The sequence below is a fragment of the Klebsiella ornithinolytica NBRC 105727 = ATCC 31898 genome, assembly GCF_001598295.1.
Classification (GTDB): domain Bacteria; phylum Pseudomonadota; class Gammaproteobacteria; order Enterobacterales; family Enterobacteriaceae; genus Klebsiella; species Klebsiella ornithinolytica.
Genome location: NZ_BCYR01000012.1, coordinates 96,894 through 116,165 on the forward strand (window position 1 = coordinate 96,894; position 19,272 = coordinate 116,165).

Genomic DNA, 19,272 nt, shown 5'->3' on the forward strand with positions numbered 1-19,272 from the left:
AAACTCCTTGGTGTTCTTATTTATATATCTGGATTTACTTGTCTAAATAGAGAGTGGTTTGGCCTTTTTTGCTTTTTCCTGCAGCCACGAAAGAAAATAAAGGAATAGTCACCATCATCATAAGTATTCCCCAGAACATGGAATCGCTACCTGACCCCAGTAAGGCGAAAATACAGTAGATCATGCCAATGACGACAAGCGTGCAGTAAAACATAAAGGTGCTGCCGCGGTTCATTTTCTTTGATACGAGAATGATCGGTAAGGAGATCAATGCATACATATACGGGAGCAAAGAAGCGAATACTGACATTAAGATAATGACTTCAAACTGCTTGGCGAGGTTTGGTGAGGCGGTAAGCAGTAATACAATGCTCATCAGAATACCGGTGAAAATAAGACTTTTCATCGGGACATCCTGTTTATTGGTGTCAGAGAAAAATTTCGGGAACAGGCCTTGCTGAGCACCTGCACGTGGCCCTTCTGACTGCAAAATGAGCCAACCCGAGATTGAGCCGAAGCAGGCAATAATACTCAAGGCGGAGGCAATGTTACCCGCCATATTACCGAACATGTAGCGCGCGGCGTCTGCGAATGGCGCAGCCGAGGTGATCAGAACATGATGCGGAACCAGGCCCATGATGACGGTGCAACTCCCGACATAACATACAGAGGCGATAAGCAGTCCCATTACCGTCGCACGAGGTACGGTACGCTCAGGATTTTCAACTTGCCCTGTTGAGACGACAGCAGATTCAATTCCTAAGAATCCCCAGAGAGCAATCGAGGATGCAGAAATAATTGCGGAGGAATTACTGCGCCCGGTCGCATTATAAACTTCGGAATACATTTCTGGGTTAAACCAGAACCAACCCACCAGGCCCACGCCTAAAATAACGACAAGGCCACAGGTTGCGGTGAAGGACTGTGCCCGACCGGCGACCCTGGCACCGAAACTCGCAAGGAATACAAATGCCCACAAAATAATAATGGCAGCGATACAGCCATAGACCGGGTTTTTTAATTCAGGGAAAAAGAAACTTAGATATCCAACGCCAGCAACCAGTAAGGCAACATTACCAACCCAGGCGCTTATCCAGTAACAGATGGTAGTTTGAAATCCGATAAATGGCCCAAAAGCATCGCTGGCATAAGCAACGATCCCTCCGGTTCGTGGTGTAATGAGACTGGTTTTAGCAAACACTAATGCGAGGGCAATAACACCGATAATGGTAAATACCCATCCCCATATTGAGATAGAACCAATGCCTGCTAAATTAGTTGGTAACATAAATACACCTGACCCCATCATATTCGATGCGGTCACTAATGTCAGGGCAATGACTCCCATTTTATGAGCAGAGCCTGAGCTAACTGTTCCCATAATGGTTTCCTATTAATTTTGAATTTTACGATAAGTGAAAGTTCGTACTGAAGTCGGGGGTATTTTTATCAACGAGAAGGTGCTGTTTTTGTGATGGGGGTCAAAAATGAGTATTAAGTAGATTATTAAACGCTGAAGATCTGGTGGTTATTTGTTCAATTGTGGCGCAATTGACTCTGTCCCCTTTTATTTAAACTATTTGTGCCGCGGTTTTATAATGCTAAGGCGCCGCTGCGACATGAACAGATAAAAGTGCTGAAGCAACGGTTGTGTTAAATAATATGCGTTCATGTGCCTGTTTGTAGTTTATTTTGTTTCTTTTTAATCTGTTTATTTACTTTTGCTGGTTAGTCCTGAACAACAGCTCCCTCAGCCACTGTTGCGCCGGGTCGCGATGGCTACGTTCATGCCAGGCCATGCTTTTGCTAAATCCGGGTATTGTCAGCGGCGGCGGGGCGATGCGCATCCCGTCGGCCATCTTCGCCAGCCGGCGCGGCACCACGGCTATCATGTCGCTGATCGCCAGAATCTCGGGCAGCACCAGAAAACTACTCACCGACAGCCCCACTCGCCGCGAACGTCCCAGCGCCGCCAGCGCCTCATCGGTTACGCCACGAAAGCTATCTCCTTGCCAGGAGACCAGCACATGTTCCAGCGAGCAGAAAAGATCGAGGGTTAACGGCGCGGCGGCCAGCGGATGGTCTGCCCGCATCAGGCACACGTACTCTTCCTGATACAGCGTCCGGCTGTGGAGATCGGGCGGCGTGGAATGAGGCGTCAGCAGTGCAATATCGACATCACCCCGCTCGGTCTGGGCAAAGAGCATCTGCGGAGAGTCCGGAATAACGCGAACGCGAATGCCCGGCGCCCGTGTTTTCAGCGCGGCGATAAACGGCACGATCGCCGCTTTGAGCGCGTAGTCGGTCGCCGCCATTGTCCAGGTAAAATCCGCCTGTAGAGGGTCGAAGGTGGCCGGATAGAGCAGCGCTTCGGCATCCGCCAGCAGCTGCTTAACCGGCGAAGCCAGCGCCTGCGCGCGCAGAGTCGGCACCATACCGTGTGGGGCGCGGATAAACAGCGGGTCGTTAAAGGCTTCCCGCAGCCGGGTAAGCATGCCGCTGACCGCCGGCTGCGTCAGGGAAAGCCGCGTCGCAGCCCGGGTAACGCTGCGTTCATCGAGCAGGGCATCCAGCGCTTTCAGCAGATTCAGATCGAGGTTTCTGATATCAGATTTCATGATGAAGGTCCGCAGCGGCGATAAGTCACATTATGGTATGCCGGGGAGTCGACAGCGCGCAAATTCCCATTATGATAGTGGGGCTGCGGTAGATTGAGAGGAAGCATGATCTGGTTAGGATTAGCCACGCTGGTGGTTGTATTTGTTGTCGGTTTTCGGGTGCTTACCTCTGATTCACGCCGTGCTATTCGCCGCCTGAGCGAACGGTTAGCCATTACCCCGGTGCCGCTGGAGTCAATGATCGATCAGCTGGGAAAAACCGCCGGAAATGAGTACCTTCATTACCTTGAGCGCCCCAATGAGGCGCATCTGCAAAACGCCGCCCAGGTCCTGTTGATCTGGCAGGTGGGAATCGTGGATAGCGGTGAACAGAACCTGCACTACTGGTATCGTCTGATGCAAAAGGCCCGCCTGGCCGCGCCAATTACCGATGCGCAGATCCGTCTGGCACAAGGATTTCTGCGCGAGCTGGACCCGGATCTGAGCGAGATTGTCGCCCTCCAGCAGCGCTATAACGCGCTGTTTTTACCCGAAGACGGCGTGCACTGGCTGCATTGATATCACGGTACGTGATAATCACCATCAACGATGGTGATTAGATTTATATCACTTCCGGACAGATGATAGATCTCGTGAAATCACATAGTTACGAGGTCTTTTATGACACAGTCAATGCAACAAAGCGCCATCGTCTGGCCGGAAGCATACCTGCCCGGTACCACCGATAACTTCGCCTCCAACGAAATCATCGTCAGCGGCCTGACGGCGGCAGATATCTGGGCGCAGCTCAACGACACCACGCTGTGGCCAACCTATTACAGTAACGTGGCCGATATCCGTTTTCATGATGGTAGCGGACCGATGCTGAGCGCCAACGCCCGCTTCCGGTTCGCCACTTTTGGCTTCCCGATTGAAGCGCAGGTCACCGAATATGTTCCGCCGGTGGCCGGGCAGGCGGCGCGCATCGCCTGGCACGGCTGGGCAGAAGGCGATGAAACCACGCGTCTGGACGTGATTCATGCCTGGCTGTTCGAAGGCTTACCCGGCAATCGCGTGCGCATTCTGACTCAGGAGTCGCAAAAAGGCGTACCGGCACGGACCCTGGCGCAGACGCTACCGAACCCGATGATCAATGGTCACCAGGAGTGGATTTGCGGCCTGGCCACGGCGGCGAGAAAAGCGCTGCGCGCTTGATGCTGCTGTCTGAGCGTTGGCGAGCCTCGTCTGACCGGCTCGCCACCTCATCAGCCACAATAATCAAGTTTGAAGTTGTCAAAACGTTAAATTAGTCACACACAAAATGTTACACTGCGCAGCTTTTCCGCTATTCAACCTTGCAGGTAACTGATGACTCCTCTGAATGAAGCCAAACAACATGCCAGCGAACACGCGCGGCCAAACTGGTCGGCGGTCTTCGCGGTGGCCTTCTGCGTGGCCTGCCTGATTACCGTTGAGTTTTTACCGGTGAGTTTGCTGACGCCGATGGCCCAGGATCTGGGGATCTCTGAAGGGCTGGCCGGCCAGTCGGTCACCACCACGGCGTTTGTGGCGATGTTCGCCAGCCTGTTTATCACCTCCATGATTCGCAGTACCGATCGCCGCTATGTGGTGATTCTCTTCTCGGTTCTGCTGACGGTATCCTGTCTGCTGGTCTCTTTCGCCAATAGCTTTGCGCTGCTGCTGGTGGGCCGAGCCTGTCTCGGGCTGGCGCTGGGCGGCTTCTGGGCGATGTCCGCCTCGCTGACGATGCGCCTTGTCCCGATGCGAGTGGTGCCAAAAGCGCTATCGGTTATCTTTGGCGCGGTGTCGATTGCGCTGGTGATTGCCGCGCCGCTGGGTAGCTTTCTGGGCGGCGTTATCGGCTGGCGTAACGTCTTTAATGCGGCGGCGGTGATGGGCGTACTCTGTACGCTTTGGGTACTGAAGGTGCTGCCCTCTTTACCCGGCGAAGCGCCGCATCAACAGCAAAATATGTTCGGCCTGCTGAAACGCCCCGGCGTGATGGCCGGGATGTGCGCCATCTTTATGGCCTTTGCCGGGCAGTTTGCCTTCTTTACCTATATTCGTCCGGTCTATATGACCCTCGCCGGTTTTGATGTTGATGGCCTGACGTTAGTCTTGCTGAGCTTCGGTATTGCCAGCTTTATCGGTACCTCGCTGTCGTCGGTCATCCTCAGGCGCTCGGTGAAGGCGGCCTTAACGGCTGCTCCGCTGGTACTGGCGACAAGTGCGACGGTGCTGGTGCTGTGGGGGGAAAGTCAGGTGGTGGCATCGGCGGTGGCGATAATCTGGGGCTTTGCTTTTGCATTGATTCCGGTTGGGTGGTCAACGTGGATCACCCGCTCGCTCTCCGACCAGGCGGAGAAGGCCGGATCGATCCAGGTGGCGGTCATTCAGCTGGCCAATACCTGCGGTGCGGCGATAGGTGGCGTGGCGCTGGATCATCTTGGCCTGCTATCGCCGCTGGTGATTTCCGGCGCGTTGATGCTGTTGACCGGCCTGCTGGTGGCTGTCAAAGTCCGGGTGTAGTCGGGACTGCGTTTCACGGACGAGGCAACCCGGGCAGGATGCGTATGACGCCGCCCGGGAACAGGCAGTGAAATCTATGGGCGTTCGCCTTTTGCCAGACGGGCGTTAATATCGGCAATCACTTCCGGCAGGTCGGCCAGCGTATCAACCACATAATGCGCCCCCGCGGCATACAGCTTGCTTGCTGCACTCTCGCGGCGGGTGGCGATCTCTGCCGTCGTCATTGCCTGATATTCTTCCCAGGTGGCGCCAAACTCGTTGCCGGACACCGCCAGGCCGACGCTCCACATGCCGGCGTTCAGCCCTTCGGTAATCCCTGGAGCAGCATCGTCCACCTTCACACAGTGAGCGACGGCATCAATACCCAGAGCAATGACGTTTTGCAACGCCATCCACGGGCCTGGACGGCCGCCGGCCGCGAGGTCGTCGGTGGCGACCCAGTAGTCCGGCGCATAGCCCTGGGCGGCGGCGGCGGGCACCAGCTTCTCCATCACCGGGCGCGGGTAGCCTGAACAGGAACCCACTTTCAGCCCTTCAGCACGCAGTGCGGAAATCGTCTCAACAACCCCGGCAATCGGTGCAGAAAAGTCGACAACTTTGGCGATTTGCAGCGGCATAAACGCGGCGTAAATCGCATCAATATCAGCCGCGGTCATCGCCCGGCCAAATTTCGCCTGCCAGCGGGCATCCACGGAAGGTAATTTACCCAGCGCTTCAATATGTTGCCACTTGCCGAGCCCCATCGGTACGCGGGCTTCTGCCAGGGTGATATCAACATCAAATGCCTGATGAAAGGCCTCGACGAAAATTTGCGTCGGCGCAAATGAGCCGAAATCCACGGTGGTGCCAGCCCAGTCAAGGATCAGTGCGGTAATACGGTTCATGGCGGTTCCTTAGTGAGTCCAGTACATGGCGTTGTCGATAGCGGTCAGCAGGGCGGTAATGTCGGCGGCATACACCTCGCCAATATTGCCAATACGGAAACAGTCGCTCTGCGAGACTTTACCCGGATAGATAACGAAGCCCTGCTCTTTCAGCTTCTGATAGAACGCGTTGAAGCGGTACTGCGGCGCGTCCGGAGAGTAAAACGCGGTAATGATCGGTGAATGCAGGCTGTCGTCCAGCAGAGGCTGGAAGCCCAGCGCACGCATCCCGGCGACCAGACGGCGCTGGTTGGCGCTATAGCGCTGGTGGCGTGCGACCACGCCGCCCTCTTCGGCCAGCTCTTTCAGCGCCTGGGCAAAAGCCAGCACGGTGTGGGTGGGGGAGGTAAAGCGCCATTTTCCATGGTTATCTTCCATGCATCGCCACTGGGCATACAGATCCAGAGACAGCGAGCGCGAGCGGCCTTTACAGGTCTCCAGTTCGCTCACGCGGGCAATGACGAAAGCGAATCCCGGCACACCCTGAATGCATTTGTTGGCAGAGCTAATCAGGTAATCGATGTTCAGCGCGGCGATATCCAGCGGAATACCGCCGAAGCTACTCATGGCATCCACGATGTAGCGTTTACCATAGCGCTGCGCCAGAACCGCCACCTCTTCGATGGGGTTAAGCATCCCGGTCGTGGTTTCGCTATGAACCATAGCAATATGGGTGATCGCCGGGTCCGTCTGGAGGATCCGTTCGATCGCTGCGACGTCTGGACGGGCGACTTCGCCGCAGTCATACGGGTGACAGGCAACGCCCATCATTTCCGCCATTTCAATCATCCGCGCTCCGTAGGCCCCGTTGCTGATGATCAGCACTTTGCCCTGCGGGCCGATTGCGCTCCCGAGTACCGCTTCGACCGCGTAACTGCCGCTGCCCTGCAGCAGAACCGAGGTGTAGCCTTCGGCCGGGGTAGCCAGCCGTACCAACTGCTGGCGAATGGTTTGTACTACGCCGAGATTGTAATCATCATCCCAGGTACAGCTATCGAACAGCATGGCCTCTTTTACCGTACGGGAGGTGGTCAGCGGGCCGGGGGTCAGTAGCAGGTAATTGCGTGAAGTCATTTATCTCACCATTGGTCTATACCAGATTGATATTATGATGCTGATAAGAGATGCCAAAGGTCAAAGAAAAGATCGTGCTGCAACAAAAAATTCATCTCCATGGGTATAATGGCGCTATCAAATCTGTTTGCGAGTCAACATGAAATCACCCTCTGGCGAAACGCCGCAATACCTGCTGATTAAGGCGCAATTACAGGCTCGTATCGAAAACGGGGCGTTAAAAAGCGGCGATAAACTGCCCTCAGAACGCGAGCTGTGCGCTATTTTCAATACCACGCGGATTACGGTGCGCGAGAGCCTGGCGCAGCTGGAAGCCAGCGGCGTGATTTATCGTGCAGATCGCCGCGGTTGGTTTGTGACCCCCGAGCGCCTGTGGCTGGATCCGACGCAAAACACCAACTTCCATAAGCTATGCCTGGAGCAGGGGCGAGAGCCGAAAACGGTTTTGCTAAACGGTCGGTTGGCCGCGGTGCCGCTTGATGTGATGGCGCCGCTGGCGCTGCAGCCGTTCGATCAGGTTTATCTGCTGACGCGCCTGCGGTATGCCGACGGACGGGCGATTTGCTACAGCGAAAACCACTGCCTGCCGGCGCGAGTGCCGGAGCTGCTGCGTCACGATCTGAACGGCAGCCTGACCGAGATTTATCAGGCTCATTACGACCTGATATATACCAGTATGCATTTGTCATTCTATCCAACCTCCATGCCACCGCAGGCGGCGGAGGCGCTGGGGGTGATGGAAGGGCGTCCGGCACTGCTGCTGCGCCGTCTGAATTACGATCAGCACGGGCGTATCCTGGATTACGATATCGAGTACTGGCGTCACGATAGCCTGCGCATCGAAGTCGATACCCACTAATTTTGTTGTTCCTGTGAGGCGCTCCCCGGCGGCATTACGCTGACCGGGGCTCCGGTTCACCACCGTCAGGCCGGCCTGACAAGGCGCGGCTGGAGCCGCCTCCAGGGGAAATGCCTGCATCGGTTTTACCCCGTCGCTCTCCTTCCGCCTTTCATCTTTTTGACACCGCGCATTCATCGTTTTGTCATAAATCCCCGGTAGCGTGACAATCAATCTGGTATAGACCATTTAAAATCACCATCCGATGAGGCTTACACGATGAAACTTTCCCGACTTGCTCTGCTGTCCGTTTTCGCGCTGACCAGTTCCCCGGTTTGGGCCGATGGGGTGGTCACCGTTTATTCCGCTGATGGCCTGCATGACGGCGATAACAGCTGGTATCAGAACCAGTTCGACGCCTTTACCAAAGCGACGGGCATCAAAGTGCAGTATGTGGAAGGCGGCTCTGGCGCAATCGTTGAGCGGCTGGCGAAGGAGCGTACCAACCCGCAGGCCGACGTGCTGGTAACCGTTCCGCCGTTTATCCAGCGTGCCAGCAAAGAAAATCTGTTGGCTGAGTTTACGCCGCAGGGCAGCGAACACATTCCCGGCGCCAATGCCCGTTACTCGCCGCTGGTGAATAACTACCTGACTTTTATCTACAACAGCCAACTGCTGAAAACCGCCCCGGCCAGCTGGCAGGAACTGCTGGACAGTCGCTACAAAAACAAATTGCAGTACTCGACGCCGGGCCAGGCCGGTGACGGTACTGCGGTAATGCTGCAGGCCTTTCACAGCCTCGGCGGCAAAGAGGCCGGGTTTGCCTATCTCGGGAAACTGCAGGCCAATAACGTCGGCCCGTCCGCCTCTACCGGCAAGCTGACCGCGTTAGTGAATAAAGGTGAACTGTTTGTGGCGAACGGCGACCTGCAGATGAACCTGTCGCAAATTGCGCGAAACCCGAATGTGAAAATCTTCTGGCCGGCGGACGATAAGGGCGAGCGCAGCGCGCTGGCCCTGCCGTATACCATTGGTCTGGTCCAGAACGGGCCGCAGAGTGAAAACGGTAAAAAGCTGATTAACTTCCTGCTTGATAAGCAGGCGCAAAGCAGCGTCAGCGCGCTCTCCTGGGGCCTGCCGGTGCGTAGCGATGTGACGCCAACCGACAGTAACTATCGGGCGGCAAAAGCGGCGCTCGACGGCGTGACAAGCTGGGAACCGAACTGGGACGATGTTGCCGTATCGCTATCGGCGGATATTGCCCGCTGGCATAAAGTGACCGACAGCGAGTAAGCCTGATGTTGATGAAAACGACTGCCTCCCACTCCCCGTCAATGACGGGGACTTCGGGGATAACCCTCGATTCTCTGCGCGTTGCGTACCACGGGAACGTGGTACTAAAACCGCTGTCGCTGACCATTGAGCCGGGCGAAGTGCTGGCGCTGATTGGCCCCTCTGGATCCGGAAAAACCACGGTACTGCGGGCCATTGCCGGGTTTGTACAGCCGGCGGGTGGACGCATTTTGATTGGTGATACGGATGTGACCGGGCTGCCGCCTTACAAGCGCGGTCTTGCCATGGTGGTACAAAACTACGCTCTGTTTCCGCATATGAAGGTCGAGGATAACGTCGCCTTCGGTCTGCGGGCACAAAAGCAGCCGAAAGCGTCGATCGGTGAACGGGTGACCGAAGCGTTGAAAATTGTGGGCATGGCCGAGTACGCCACGCGCTACCCGCACCAGCTCTCCGGCGGCCAGCAGCAGCGCGTCGCCATTGCGCGAGCCATTGCCGTTCGCCCGCGGGTGCTGCTGCTCGATGAGCCGCTCTCGGCGCTGGATGCGCAAATTCGCCACAACATGGTGGAAGAAATAGCCCGTCTGCATCGCGAGCTACCGGAGCTAACCATTCTTTATGTCACCCACGATCAGACCGAAGCGCTGACCCTGGCGGATAAGATTGGCATTATGAAAGACGGGTCAATGATTGCGCATGGAGAAACGCATCGGCTTTACCATTATCCGCCTAACCGCTTCAGTGCCGAATTCCTCGGCCGCGCCAATATTCTGCAGGCCACGGCGCTGACGGATACCTCCGGCCCAGGGCTGGTCAGCGCCAGCTGCGGCGGCGGGTTGGTTCAGGCTTTCAGCCAGGGCGGACAGCATGGTAATAACAAGCTGCTGTGCATTCGCCCGCAACATATGAGCCTGGCGCCGCGCTCGGCGGCCAGCAACCGGCTTTATGCCACGCTGACGTCAGTACACTGGCAGGGGGATTTGACCCATCTGCTGTGCGACGTGGCCGGCGAATCGGTGCGTATCGTAATGACGCATGTTAATCCGCTGCCGCGCGCGGGCGATAAGCTGGCGCTCTACTTTGAACCCAACGATGCGGTCCTGATTGAGGTGTAATGATGTCGCAGACGTTAACGCTGTCGCGCCCGCTGCCGAACCTGCGTCCCTTCCTGTGGCTCCTGTTGCCGCTGCTGGTGCTGGCGACGCTGTTTTTCTACCCGCTGCTGCTGATCGCCGAACAGGCGTTGCGCGATACCCGCGGCCATTTGAGCCTCGGGACGTTCTGGCAGGTAATGGAGTCCCGCCGCTTTATCGGCGCCTTGCTAAATACTTTGCAAATTGCGGTTTTTGCCACGCTTGGCTGTCTGGTGCTGGGCAGCCTGATGGCGGTGATTCTGGTGTTTATCCCGTTCCCGGGTAGCCAGCTGATTAGCCGGGTGATTGATACTTTTATCGCCCTGCCGACCTTTCTTATCACCCTCGCCTTCACCTTTATTTATGGCTCGGCTGGCCTGCTGAACGGCACGCTGATGTCGCTGTTCGATTTTGCGCTGCCGCCGGTGGATTTTCTCTATTCGATTCAGGGCGTGATTCTGGCGGAAATCACCGTATTTACGCCGCTGGTCATGCGTCCGCTGATGGCCGGACTGCGGCAAATTGATAAAAGTCAGCTGGAGGCGGCGAGTATTCTCGGCGCCCACCCGTGGCGGGTCATTGCTGAGGTGATTTTCCCGGCGGCGCTGCCGGCGCTGATGGCGGGGGGCAGTCTGTGTCTGCTGTTAACGACGAACGAGTTCGGCATCGTACTGTTTATCGGTGCAAAAGGGGTGAACACCCTGCCGATGATGGTCTACAGCAAGGCGATTCTTGAGTCTGATTACAGCGTGGCCTGCATGATTGCGTTGATTAATATTCTGCTGTCGCTGGGGCTGTTTATGCTCTACCGGCTGGCGGCTGCGCGTACCGGCGTGAGGAGCTAACGATGTTAATTTGGTCGCATAAAGGCCGCGCGGCGGCGGGAACGCTGGCGGTGGTGTTGTTTGCCGGGTTCTTCTTCCTGCCGCTGTCGGTGATCCTGATGTCCAGTCTGAGTCAGCAGTGGAACGGCCTGCTGCCGTCCGGATTTACCTTCGGGCATTTTGTGAATGCGTTTCGCGGAGCGGCCTGGGATTCGCTGTTCTCAAGCCTGGTGGTGGGGTTTTGCGCCAGCTTGTTCGCGTTGCTGTGTGGCATGTGGGCGGCGCTGTCTCTGCGCCAGTTCAGCGCCCGGCTGCAAAAATATCTTGGTCTGGCGTTTTATCTTCCCAGCGCGATTCCTTCCGTGTCGGTGGGGTTAGGGATTCTGGTGGCTTTCAGTCAGGGACCGCTAAGGATGAATGGCACTTTCTGGATTGTACTGGCGGCCCACTTTGTCCTGATTTCGGCATTTACCTTTAGCAACGTCTCCACCGGGCTGGCGCGTATTTCGCCGGATATCGAAAATGTCGCCTCTTGCCTGGGCGCCTCGCCGTGGTATCGCCTGCGCTACGTGACGTTACCGCTGATGACGCCGTGGATGATCTCCGCGCTGGCGCTCAGTCTGTCGCTGTCGATGGGGGAGCTGGGGGCAACGGTAATGATTTATCCGCCGGGTTGGACGACGCTGCCGGTCACCATTTTCAGTCTGACCGATCGCGGGAATATTGCCGATGGCTCGGCGCTGACCATCGTGCTGGCGGGGGTGACGCTGCTGCTGATGATTAAGCTTGAGCGCATCGCTCGCCGATTGAGCCTGAGATAAGATTTCCCCGGTAGCGTGACGCTTACCGGGGGGAGGTACCTTGTCAAGCGGACTGGCGTCACACGCCGCCTCCGGGGCAAGCTATGGCATCAGAACCACGCTTCAAACATGCCGCCGACGTTCAGGGAGTCCAGCTGCTCGTCGCGGGTGCCGTTCACCTTCGCGGTATGGTTATTATCGACCTGACCGCCGGTGACGTAGAAGCGCAGCATCGGACGGAACTCCGGCCCCATCCCGATGGCGATGTTCTGCGACAGCGTCAGCTTCCAGCCGTGGTTATCCCCGCCCTGATCGTAGTCAACGCGCTGGTAGCCCGCCTCCAGCCAGGTGGAGTGCACATCGTTCCAGAAGTACATCGGACGGACGATGGCGCCGTAGTTCTTGCGGTTGTCGGTGTTGTCCTTGCTGTTGTCATAGTCATGGAAGGCCAACAAGTATTCGACCTGCGCCTGCCGGGTGAACTTATAGTTACCTTCGAAGCTGGCGTAGACGGTGGTCAACCCGTCCGTTTTGTTGTAAACGCTGTTATCGGCGTTATCGGAATAGCGCAGGATAACTTTGTTCACGCCGCTGTCGTCGCTGTTGGCGTGGCTCAACAGCAGTCCGCCCTGCCAGGCATCAATCTGCGCATCGTTGTCCACCGCTTTGGAGTCAAAGCCGTAGTTGGCGTAGACCTCGACATCGATGGGGCCGGCCTTAATGTTGTGGGTTTTGGTGGTCAGCGCATAGTGACCGTCGTCGCCGGTACCGGAGCCGCCGGTACAGGTGATGCGCGACGGGTTAGACTCATCGGCCATGACTTCCGGACTACAGGACTCGACCTGCGAAACCGCGGCGACATCGAACTGAACGCCGCCGATATCGAAGTTTTTCACCCCGGCGCCCTGGCCGTCGTGGTTCATCCAGAAGTAGTCGTTGATCCCCTGCTGTGGACGCTGGTGGAAGTCACGACCGGCCCAGATATAGGCGCCGGGATTGGATGCCAACACGTTGGTGACGCCAACATAGGCCTTCTTGAGGTTAACTTCGTCGCTCCAGTGGTCGAACATCACGTTGATATCCCAGATGGCGCCCTGGCTGCTCTTAAAGGCTTTGGTAATCTGGAACTCGCCGCCGTTGCCTTCGTTACCCAGACGACCAATCGCCGAGGCGCCGTTATAGGAGCCATCGACGCCAACGAACTTCTGATCGCCGCTCTGGAACTGGGCGCCGTAGCGGGCGTAGCCGCTAAACTTCAGACCGAACGGAATCGCCATATCCGGCGAAGCGGCGGTGGTTTGCGGGTTGGTCATGACGTCCACTTTCTTATTGGCGGCGGCATCAATTTTAGTCTGACGATCCGCCAGCGCCTTATCGACGGCTTTCGCCACAATGGCGTCAATTTGTTCCTGAGTAAAATCTTGTGCAAGTACAGAAATTGGACACAGCGCGGCCACGACCGCCATTGCTAATGGCAGCATTTTTACAGTTTTCATAATTATCTCGCTTTTAATAATTCATATATATCCTAAATAGTTCGAGTTGCAGGAAGGCGGCAAGGGAGTGAATCCCGATGAGCTTACTTTGGTCAGTGATTCGGGTAAGCGAGCGCAGCCAACGCACATGCAGCTTGAAATATGACGGATATATTCAGATAATAGCCATCCCGCCAGGATTAGCTGGTGTATTTATTTCGGGCGCAGTTGTTAAGTATTTATATAAATTAACGCTGGTATAAATGAATTAATTCTTCTGAAAATTCACGCGCCAGCAGTGAATTCATTAAATGATCCTGAGCGTGCACCATAATTAACGTCATTGGCTGGTGCGCCTCACCGGCGTCCTGCTCGATGAGCCGGGTCTGCATCAGGTGTGCGCGGCGAGCATAGCCGTCGGCTTCATTCAGGAGTAATTTGGCTTCATTAATATTTCCGCTACGGGCGGCATGTAACGCTTCAAAACATAATGAGCGTGACTGTCCCGCATTCACGATAATTTCCATTACCGCTTCTTCTAGATCAATCATAATATTACCTGAGGTGATTAACTTTATTATTAAAAGAATATAGCGAAAATTCCTTTTTCGCATTATTCCGGGAATGGTGATGTTTTATTATTTAAATTTTACGGAAAACAGGCCGCCAGCGGTATTTCCCCTGATTACTGGCTAACGGTTTCGGCAACCGGTACGGTATTTTTTGCTTTTTCTACTTCAGTTTTCATTAAAGAGCGTTCATAGGCGCGCAGGAACGGCAGGTAGATAACCGCTGACATCACCATGCAAATGAGGCACATGATGACCGGACTTAATGTCCAGTTAGCCGCCCATGAGGCGCCGACAGGAGCTGGCGTGGTCCATGGCGTCAGCGAGACAACCTGTGTCAGCCAGCCGAGACGGGTGGCGCCATAGGCCAGGATAGCGTTGATCATCGGGACGAAAACGAACGGGATAAACATCATCGGGTTCATAATGATCGGCGCGCCAAACAGGATCGGCTCATTAATATTGAAGAAGCTCGGCACGATGCCCATTTTGCCGATGGTCCGCAGGTGCGCCACGCGGCTACGCAGCAGCAGAAACGCCAGCGGTAAGGTCGACCCGACGCCGCCAATCAGGAGATAGTGGTCCCAGAAACCTTGCAGATAAACGTGCGGCAGGGCGGCACCGGCTGCCAGAGCCGCCTGGTTTGCCGACAGGTTTGCCATCCAGAACGGGTTCATAATGCCGGTGACAATCAGCGAGCCGTGGATCCCGGCAAACCAGAAAATCTGGCACATCAGCACGGAAAGCAGAATCGCGGGCAGGGAGTCGGAAGCGGAGACCAGCGGTGCCAGCAGGTGCATAATCGCCTGCGGCAGAATCATTCCGGTCTGGGCTTCAATAAACAGATTCAGCGGATGCAGGGTACCAATCACCACCAGTACCGGGATGAGAATTTCAAACGAACGGGCGACGCCGGTTGGCACCTCTTTCGGCAGGCGAATGGTGATGTTGTTCTGTTTCAGCCACGCGTAGACGCGGGTGGAGTAAATGGCGGTAATCAGCGCGGTGAAAATTCCCTGACCTGACAGGTACTGCGTCGAGATTTTACCGTCAGCATAAGGGGCCGCCACCAGTAAAAAGGCCATAAATGCCAGCAGGCCGGACATCACCGGGTCGAGTTGAAACTGGCGTCCCAGGCTGGCGCCAATACCGACGGAGATAAAGAAGGTCATCACCCCCATGCTCAGGTTGAACGGCAGCATCAGCTGTTCGCGGTACTGCTGCGAGAAATCCAGCCAGCCGCGGGCAAAACCGTTGGCGGTGTCCGGTGAAAAGGGGGGAAAGATAAATACCAGCATGAAAGAGCCGATGATCATAAACGGCAATGCGGCAGTGAAGCCATCGCGAATAGCAATAACGTACTTCTGCTGCCCAAGGCGTCCTGCCAGCGGAGTAATAGATTGCTCGATCACGGCAATCATGGACTGATACAGAGAGCTCATTTGCACACCTCTTATTGCGCCGGATTAATCAGCGACAGCGCATAATCCAGGACGTTATCTCCCCGTTGCATCCCGTAGTCCATGGCATTAATGGGCTGGACCGGAATATTCAGGGAGGCGGCTTTTTCTGACAACGTTTTCAACATGTATTTCACCTGCGGGCCGAGAAGCACCACCTGGTACTGCGGAAACTGCATGTCAAATTCGGAAACGCCGTAGGCGTCAATCTGCACCGGCAGGTTACGTTCTTTCGCCACGTCGACCATCTTCCTGACCAGTAAACTTGTGGACATCCCGGCAGAGCAGCACAGCATAATCTTGAACATCGACACTCATCCTCAAAATGTAAAAAGTTATTGCGTGGATGATTTGATATCAGACGGAAACCGGTTTCCATTCATAAAAAACAGAACTGTGATGACTGTCAAGATCTTCTCCTTATAGCGCTAATTAATTGGATTTTGCTCACAGATTTCGGCCGGTTTGGCGCTGTTTTTCCATGAAACGGAAAATCGGTTTCCAAATGAAAATGGAAACGGATATACTGGCGATGGTTATAATTGAAGCGATTCAGGGCCGGGGATGTACAGGGATCGGACGGGCCCTGTCAGGGGATAATGATGTCTACAATCAATGATGTATCACGTTTAGCAGGGGTGTCCAAAGCCACTGTCTCTCGGGTATTGAGCGGTTCGCGCGGAGTCAAAGAGGCCAGCCGTCAGGCGGTACTGCAGGCGGCAGAAGAACTCAATTACCGGCCCAATATGATAGCCCAGTCGCTGCTTAGCCAGAGCACCGGCTGTATCGGCGTGATTTGTGCTCAGGATAATATTAATCAAACGACCAGCTATCTGTATGCCCTGGAAAAACAGCTGAGCCTGCATCAGAAGCATCTGCTGCTCCGCTTTGCCAACACGCGTGCCGGCGTGATGAGCGCCCTCGAAGAGCTCAGCTGCGGCCTGTGTGATGATGTGTTGATTATCGGCGCGCGATTTCCATTAAATATTGACCGGCCGGATGTGGCGCTGATTGACTGCCTGGAAAGCGAAGGGGTGAACAATATTCAGTTTGACCACGCATTTGCGGCGGAAACGGCCTGTAACTACCTGATTAGCCAGGGGCGCCGACAGATTGCGTTAATTCATCCTGAAGGGAGCGGCTTTGCCGACCAGGTTTTGCTCGGCTACAAACATGCGCTGGAAAAAAATTTCCTGCCGTTTAATCGCAACCTGGTATTCCTCGACAGCACCTCGCCGTCGGTGGCGGTGCAGGAGCTGGTGAACAATGCGACAACCTTGAATTTCAATGCGTTACTGGTTGCCGATGAGCAACAGGCTCAGCACATTGTGCCGCAGCTGCTGGCGTTCAACCGGGCGGTGCCGGAAAAAGTCATGGTATTCAGCCTGGCCGGATCGTTACAGCTGCCCGGTATTCCGACCATTCCGGCGATTGAGTATTCGATGGACGCCATGGCGGCGCGCATCGTCAGCTGGCTGACGGAAAAAACCCAGATGCTCGGCGGCAGCATGTTGCGCGGTGATTTAATTATTCCGAAGCGCTGAGCGCCCTTCCTGAATCCTGCCGCGTGCGCTTTTCAGGGGGGCCGCCGCGCTGGCACCGTTCGACGGCAAAGCGTTGGCGGCAAAGCTGAGGCGATTATGTTTCCGGGCAGCTGATTTTATCGATGGCTGCCTGATAACCCTTCTGGTTATTTCGCTCTTTCGCCAGCGTGGCTTCCCGGACATATTCCTGATTTGCCTGAGAGGCGAGGATTTTATTGGCAAAATCGGTATCGCTCAGGGCCGTTTTTGGTGCGCATTTCTCTTTCACCGCTTTCAACACCAGCTGCTTTTGTTGCTCGAACTGCAGGCTCTTCAGCGGTGATTCGGCCCAGGCCGCCGTCGCGCTGAGGGTAGTAACCAGGCACAATATCCAACACGCTTTCATGGTGCTTCTCCTCAAATAGTAGCTTCAGTCAACTATATGCGCAGGATGCGAAACACGCAAATTATCAGGAAGTTAAGTTGTTTAAAATCAGATCTATGCTACCCGAACCCGGCGTCGGGAATCCACGGCGATTAGCACCACGGAGGAAAGAATCAGCAGAGTACCGAGCCAGTCCGGTAGCGTAAAGGTGATGCCCAGTAGCATGAGCGACAGCAGCGCGCTGCTCAGCGGTTCGGCGCAGCTGAGAATCCCCGCTTTTGCGCCGCCAATTTTCTGTGCCCCGTTTAAATAGAGGCTGAAGGTCAGCGAAGTGCCGATCACCACCAGATAGAAGAAAGCCAGCAGCAGACGGCCATTGACGACAAAGTGGGTACCCTGGCCACCGTAGAACGGCAGCAGCATTGCCCCTCCCAGCAGCATACTCCAGCCGACGATCGGCAGGGTGCCGTATCGGGCGATGAGCGTTGACGGCCAGGTGGTGTAGAACGCGGCGGCAAATGCTGACGCCACTCCCCAGAGCAGCGCCGACGGCGAAATGGACAACGTGGTGGGATTGCCGTGGGTTACCAGCAGGAACGTGCCTGCCAGCGATGTCCCGATGGCGGCCAGCACCAGCGGCCCCGGTCGTGTTTTGCGGGCCAGCGCAAACCAGGCGACGATAATGGTCGGCGACAGGAACTGCAGCACCGTCGCGGTCGCGGCGTTCGATTTCTCGATGGTCATCAGGAAGGTGTACTGCACGGTCAGCGCGCCACACAGCGAGAAGAACAGCAGGCTGAAGGCATCTTTGCGGTTTTGCAGGACGCGAAAAATTTTGTCGCCGTGCACAAAGGAGAGCATCAGGAGAATCAGGCCAGCGAACAGCAGACGCGTCATGGTCAGAAACGGCGATGACATCTGGCTTTGCTGCATAATGTACTGTGCGCAAACGCCGGAACTGCCCCATAGCACCGCGGCTATCAATACGTTCAGCATCCCTTTTTTGCTGGAGCCCATCTTTTCCTCGAATGAAATAGCGCAAAGGACGCATCATAGCATGAGCCAGCGAGGAGCAACGGGCAGGAAATGGTAGTCGGGCAGCAAACTGCATGGGGCTTAGTGGCAGGAGAAGTTAAATCCCGTCAAAAAGAAAATCTATTGATGCTTTAACGACTTCACGTTGGTGATTGAGATGACAAACCTCTTCCCCCAGAACGCGTTGTGGGATGCTGGCGAGTTCGTGAGTCATCACGACGTATTCTTCCCCTTCTACGGTGACAACTGGTGTTAAACGATCGGCGCGCGGACCTTTGTAATTTCTCAGCGGGAATAGTGGGATCACGACCCGGGTATTGCGCATTCCAATAATGTCACTTTGTACATCAAGGAGATAAGGATACACAGTAATTCGACCGGTATTTTTATAAACGTAATACTGTATCGTTAAAACGTCCTGTATTCGTCAGAGAGAAGTCCATTTTCCTCTGTTAAATCATTGAGGTAGTCGATTGCCCTGGCATTTTCTTTTTGCCAGCGTGCCATTTCGATGCTGTGGATTTCGCTTTTTAGAGCGCTCGTCAACGTTTGAGAAAGATTGATGCCGATCTCACGAGCCTGTTTGACCAGTATAGGATCCAGCGTCACGCTGACATTCTGCTTATTGTGTTTTACGGCTGGCATGGGGAATCTCCAGGTGTTAGTAACACGTGTAGATTATACGGAAAAAAATAAACCCGCCATGTGGCGGGTTAAATAATGTACTCCCTGATATATCCGATCCGCGCGCTAGCTCAAATCGACGTTTTTGCTGCCGAACAGCCAGGTGCAG

Annotated in this window: 21 protein-coding genes; 9 read left to right on the forward strand and 12 right to left on the reverse strand. The window is 55.3% G+C overall.

Annotated features, from left to right (window positions below; all coding sequences use genetic code 11):
- Positions 1 to 34: 34 nt before the first annotated feature.
- Together hdcC and ROR01S_RS20935 are read right to left on the reverse strand one after the other, a co-directional pair.
- A complete protein-coding gene (gene hdcC / locus ROR01S_RS20930) occupies positions 35 to 1,381 on the reverse strand; it encodes a histidine-histamine antiporter (protein WP_004869082.1) in 1,347 nt (448 codons plus the stop codon).
- A gap of 334 nt (positions 1,382 to 1,715) precedes the next feature.
- Positions 1,716 to 2,618: a LysR family transcriptional regulator gene (locus ROR01S_RS20935; protein ID WP_004869080.1), complete on the reverse strand. Its 903-nt coding sequence runs from the start codon at positions 2,616 to 2,618 to the stop codon at positions 1,716 to 1,718.
- 105 nt (positions 2,619 to 2,723) lie between these two features.
- On the opposite strand from ROR01S_RS20935, the gene ROR01S_RS20940 reads away from it, so the two are divergent.
- The 3 genes from ROR01S_RS20940 (at position 2,724) to nepI (ending at position 5,147) form a co-directional block, all read left to right on the forward strand.
- Entirely contained in the window at positions 2,724 to 3,176 is a 453-nt protein-coding gene (locus tag ROR01S_RS20940) for a DUF1198 family protein (RefSeq protein WP_004869077.1), read from the forward strand.
- A 114-nt stretch (positions 3,177 to 3,290) separates the two neighbouring features.
- Complete coding sequence (locus ROR01S_RS20945) at positions 3,291 to 3,812, forward strand: SRPBCC family protein (protein WP_064359849.1); 522 nt, start codon at positions 3,291 to 3,293, stop codon at positions 3,810 to 3,812.
- 153 nt (positions 3,813 to 3,965) lie between these two features.
- On the forward strand, positions 3,966 to 5,147 hold the full coding sequence (nepI, locus tag ROR01S_RS20950) for a purine ribonucleoside efflux pump NepI (protein ID WP_015585478.1): 1,182 nt from the start codon (positions 3,966 to 3,968) through the stop codon (positions 5,145 to 5,147).
- A 74-nt stretch (positions 5,148 to 5,221) separates the two neighbouring features.
- Here nepI and phnX read toward each other — a convergent pair whose 3' ends face one another.
- Together phnX and phnW are read right to left on the reverse strand one after the other, a co-directional pair.
- Entirely contained in the window at positions 5,222 to 6,031 is an 810-nt protein-coding gene (gene phnX, locus ROR01S_RS20955; protein WP_015585479.1) for a phosphonoacetaldehyde hydrolase, read from the reverse strand.
- 9 nt (positions 6,032 to 6,040) lie between these two features.
- Positions 6,041 to 7,144, reverse strand: a complete 1,104-nt coding sequence (gene phnW, locus ROR01S_RS20960) for a 2-aminoethylphosphonate--pyruvate transaminase (protein WP_032718431.1) — start codon at positions 7,142 to 7,144, stop codon at positions 6,041 to 6,043.
- Positions 7,145 to 7,283: 139 nt separating this feature from the next.
- Here phnW and phnR point away from each other — a divergent pair, with 139 nt between their 5' ends.
- From phnR to phnV, 5 genes are all read left to right on the forward strand, one after another.
- The gene (gene phnR, locus ROR01S_RS20965) at positions 7,284 to 8,003 is read left to right on the forward strand and encodes a phosphonate utilization transcriptional regulator PhnR (RefSeq protein ID WP_015585481.1); all 720 of its coding nucleotides are present in this window, start codon (positions 7,284 to 7,286) and stop codon (positions 8,001 to 8,003) included.
- A 258-nt stretch (positions 8,004 to 8,261) separates the two neighbouring features.
- A complete protein-coding gene (phnS, locus tag ROR01S_RS20970; protein ID WP_015585482.1) occupies positions 8,262 to 9,275 on the forward strand; it encodes a 2-aminoethylphosphonate ABC transporter substrate-binding protein in 1,014 nt (337 codons plus the stop codon).
- Positions 9,276 to 9,280: 5 nt separating this feature from the next.
- On the forward strand, positions 9,281 to 10,390 hold the full coding sequence (gene phnT / locus ROR01S_RS20975; RefSeq protein WP_004869069.1) for a 2-aminoethylphosphonate ABC transport system ATP-binding subunit PhnT: 1,110 nt from the start codon (positions 9,281 to 9,283) through the stop codon (positions 10,388 to 10,390).
- A gap of 2 nt (positions 10,391 to 10,392) precedes the next feature.
- Entirely contained in the window at positions 10,393 to 11,253 is an 861-nt protein-coding gene (gene phnU, locus ROR01S_RS20980) for a 2-aminoethylphosphonate ABC transporter permease subunit (protein WP_015585483.1), read from the forward strand.
- A gap of 2 nt (positions 11,254 to 11,255) precedes the next feature.
- Positions 11,256 to 12,053, forward strand: a complete 798-nt coding sequence (gene phnV / locus ROR01S_RS20985) for a 2-aminoethylphosphonate ABC transport system, membrane component PhnV (protein ID WP_032718430.1) — start codon at positions 11,256 to 11,258, stop codon at positions 12,051 to 12,053.
- Between the two features lie 89 nt (positions 12,054 to 12,142).
- Here the strand turns inward: phnV and ROR01S_RS20990 are convergent, their stop codons facing one another.
- The 4 genes from ROR01S_RS20990 to ROR01S_RS21005 all read right to left on the reverse strand — a co-directional run bounded on the left by ROR01S_RS20990 (position 12,143) and on the right by ROR01S_RS21005 (position 15,844).
- Complete coding sequence (locus ROR01S_RS20990) at positions 12,143 to 13,528, reverse strand: carbohydrate porin (protein WP_004869066.1); 1,386 nt, start codon at positions 13,526 to 13,528, stop codon at positions 12,143 to 12,145.
- A gap of 227 nt (positions 13,529 to 13,755) precedes the next feature.
- Positions 13,756 to 14,058 carry a PTS lactose/cellobiose transporter subunit IIA gene (locus ROR01S_RS20995; protein ID WP_004869065.1) on the reverse strand — a complete coding sequence of 101 codons (303 nt, stop codon included), beginning with the start codon at positions 14,056 to 14,058 and terminating at the stop codon, positions 13,756 to 13,758.
- A 134-nt stretch (positions 14,059 to 14,192) separates the two neighbouring features.
- Positions 14,193 to 15,518 carry a PTS cellobiose transporter subunit IIC gene (locus ROR01S_RS21000; RefSeq protein ID WP_004869064.1) on the reverse strand — a complete coding sequence of 442 codons (1,326 nt, stop codon included), beginning with the start codon at positions 15,516 to 15,518 and terminating at the stop codon, positions 14,193 to 14,195.
- 11 nt (positions 15,519 to 15,529) lie between these two features.
- Complete coding sequence (locus tag ROR01S_RS21005) at positions 15,530 to 15,844, reverse strand: PTS sugar transporter subunit IIB (RefSeq protein WP_004869063.1); 315 nt, start codon at positions 15,842 to 15,844, stop codon at positions 15,530 to 15,532.
- Positions 15,845 to 16,138: 294 nt separating this feature from the next.
- On the opposite strand from ROR01S_RS21005, the gene ROR01S_RS21010 reads away from it, so the two are divergent.
- The gene (locus ROR01S_RS21010; RefSeq protein ID WP_015585487.1) at positions 16,139 to 17,080 is read left to right on the forward strand and encodes a LacI family DNA-binding transcriptional regulator; all 942 of its coding nucleotides are present in this window, start codon (positions 16,139 to 16,141) and stop codon (positions 17,078 to 17,080) included.
- Positions 17,081 to 17,174: 94 nt separating this feature from the next.
- Here ROR01S_RS21010 and ROR01S_RS21015 read toward each other — a convergent pair whose 3' ends face one another.
- From ROR01S_RS21015 to ROR01S_RS21025, 4 genes are all read right to left on the reverse strand, one after another.
- The gene (locus ROR01S_RS21015; protein ID WP_032718427.1) at positions 17,175 to 17,465 is read right to left on the reverse strand and encodes a YicS family protein; all 291 of its coding nucleotides are present in this window, start codon (positions 17,463 to 17,465) and stop codon (positions 17,175 to 17,177) included.
- A 93-nt stretch (positions 17,466 to 17,558) separates the two neighbouring features.
- On the reverse strand, positions 17,559 to 18,461 hold the full coding sequence (locus ROR01S_RS21020) for an EamA family transporter (RefSeq protein WP_015585496.1): 903 nt from the start codon (positions 18,459 to 18,461) through the stop codon (positions 17,559 to 17,561).
- 115 nt (positions 18,462 to 18,576) lie between these two features.
- Positions 18,577 to 18,885: a CcdB family protein gene (locus ROR01S_RS26495; protein ID WP_048025274.1), complete on the reverse strand. Its 309-nt coding sequence runs from the start codon at positions 18,883 to 18,885 to the stop codon at positions 18,577 to 18,579.
- A gap of 2 nt (positions 18,886 to 18,887) precedes the next feature.
- A complete protein-coding gene (locus tag ROR01S_RS21025; protein WP_004869059.1) occupies positions 18,888 to 19,124 on the reverse strand; it encodes a type II toxin-antitoxin system CcdA family antitoxin in 237 nt (78 codons plus the stop codon).
- Positions 19,125 to 19,272 lie beyond the last annotated feature (148 nt).

Coding starts and splice junctions, on each gene's coding strand:
- hdcC (WP_004869082.1), bottom strand. CDS start 1,381: ATGGGAACAGTTAGCTCAGGCTCTGCTCATAAAATGGGAGTCATTGCC.
- ROR01S_RS20935 (WP_004869080.1), bottom strand. CDS start 2,618: ATGAAATCTGATATCAGAAACCTCGATCTGAATCTGCTGAAAGCGCTG.
- ROR01S_RS20940 (WP_004869077.1), top strand. CDS start 2,724: ATGATCTGGTTAGGATTAGCCACGCTGGTGGTTGTATTTGTTGTCGGT.
- ROR01S_RS20945 (WP_064359849.1), top strand. CDS start 3,291: ATGCAACAAAGCGCCATCGTCTGGCCGGAAGCATACCTGCCCGGTACC.
- nepI (WP_015585478.1), top strand. CDS start 3,966: ATGACTCCTCTGAATGAAGCCAAACAACATGCCAGCGAACACGCGCGG.
- phnX (WP_015585479.1), bottom strand. CDS start 6,031: ATGAACCGTATTACCGCACTGATCCTTGACTGGGCTGGCACCACCGTG.
- phnW (WP_032718431.1), bottom strand. CDS start 7,144: ATGACTTCACGCAATTACCTGCTACTGACCCCCGGCCCGCTGACCACC.
- phnR (WP_015585481.1), top strand. CDS start 7,284: ATGAAATCACCCTCTGGCGAAACGCCGCAATACCTGCTGATTAAGGCG.
- phnS (WP_015585482.1), top strand. CDS start 8,262: ATGAAACTTTCCCGACTTGCTCTGCTGTCCGTTTTCGCGCTGACCAGT.
- phnT (WP_004869069.1), top strand. CDS start 9,281: ATGTTGATGAAAACGACTGCCTCCCACTCCCCGTCAATGACGGGGACT.
- phnU (WP_015585483.1), top strand. CDS start 10,393: ATGTCGCAGACGTTAACGCTGTCGCGCCCGCTGCCGAACCTGCGTCCC.
- phnV (WP_032718430.1), top strand. CDS start 11,256: ATGTTAATTTGGTCGCATAAAGGCCGCGCGGCGGCGGGAACGCTGGCG.
- ROR01S_RS20990 (WP_004869066.1), bottom strand. CDS start 13,528: ATGAAAACTGTAAAAATGCTGCCATTAGCAATGGCGGTCGTGGCCGCG.
- ROR01S_RS20995 (WP_004869065.1), bottom strand. CDS start 14,058: ATGATTGATCTAGAAGAAGCGGTAATGGAAATTATCGTGAATGCGGGA.
- ROR01S_RS21000 (WP_004869064.1), bottom strand. CDS start 15,518: ATGAGCTCTCTGTATCAGTCCATGATTGCCGTGATCGAGCAATCTATT.
- ROR01S_RS21005 (WP_004869063.1), bottom strand. CDS start 15,844: ATGTTCAAGATTATGCTGTGCTGCTCTGCCGGGATGTCCACAAGTTTA.
- ROR01S_RS21010 (WP_015585487.1), top strand. CDS start 16,139: ATGTCTACAATCAATGATGTATCACGTTTAGCAGGGGTGTCCAAAGCC.
- ROR01S_RS21015 (WP_032718427.1), bottom strand. CDS start 17,465: ATGAAAGCGTGTTGGATATTGTGCCTGGTTACTACCCTCAGCGCGACG.
- ROR01S_RS21020 (WP_015585496.1), bottom strand. CDS start 18,461: ATGGGCTCCAGCAAAAAAGGGATGCTGAACGTATTGATAGCCGCGGTG.
- ROR01S_RS21025 (WP_004869059.1), bottom strand. CDS start 19,124: ATGCCAGCCGTAAAACACAATAAGCAGAATGTCAGCGTGACGCTGGAT.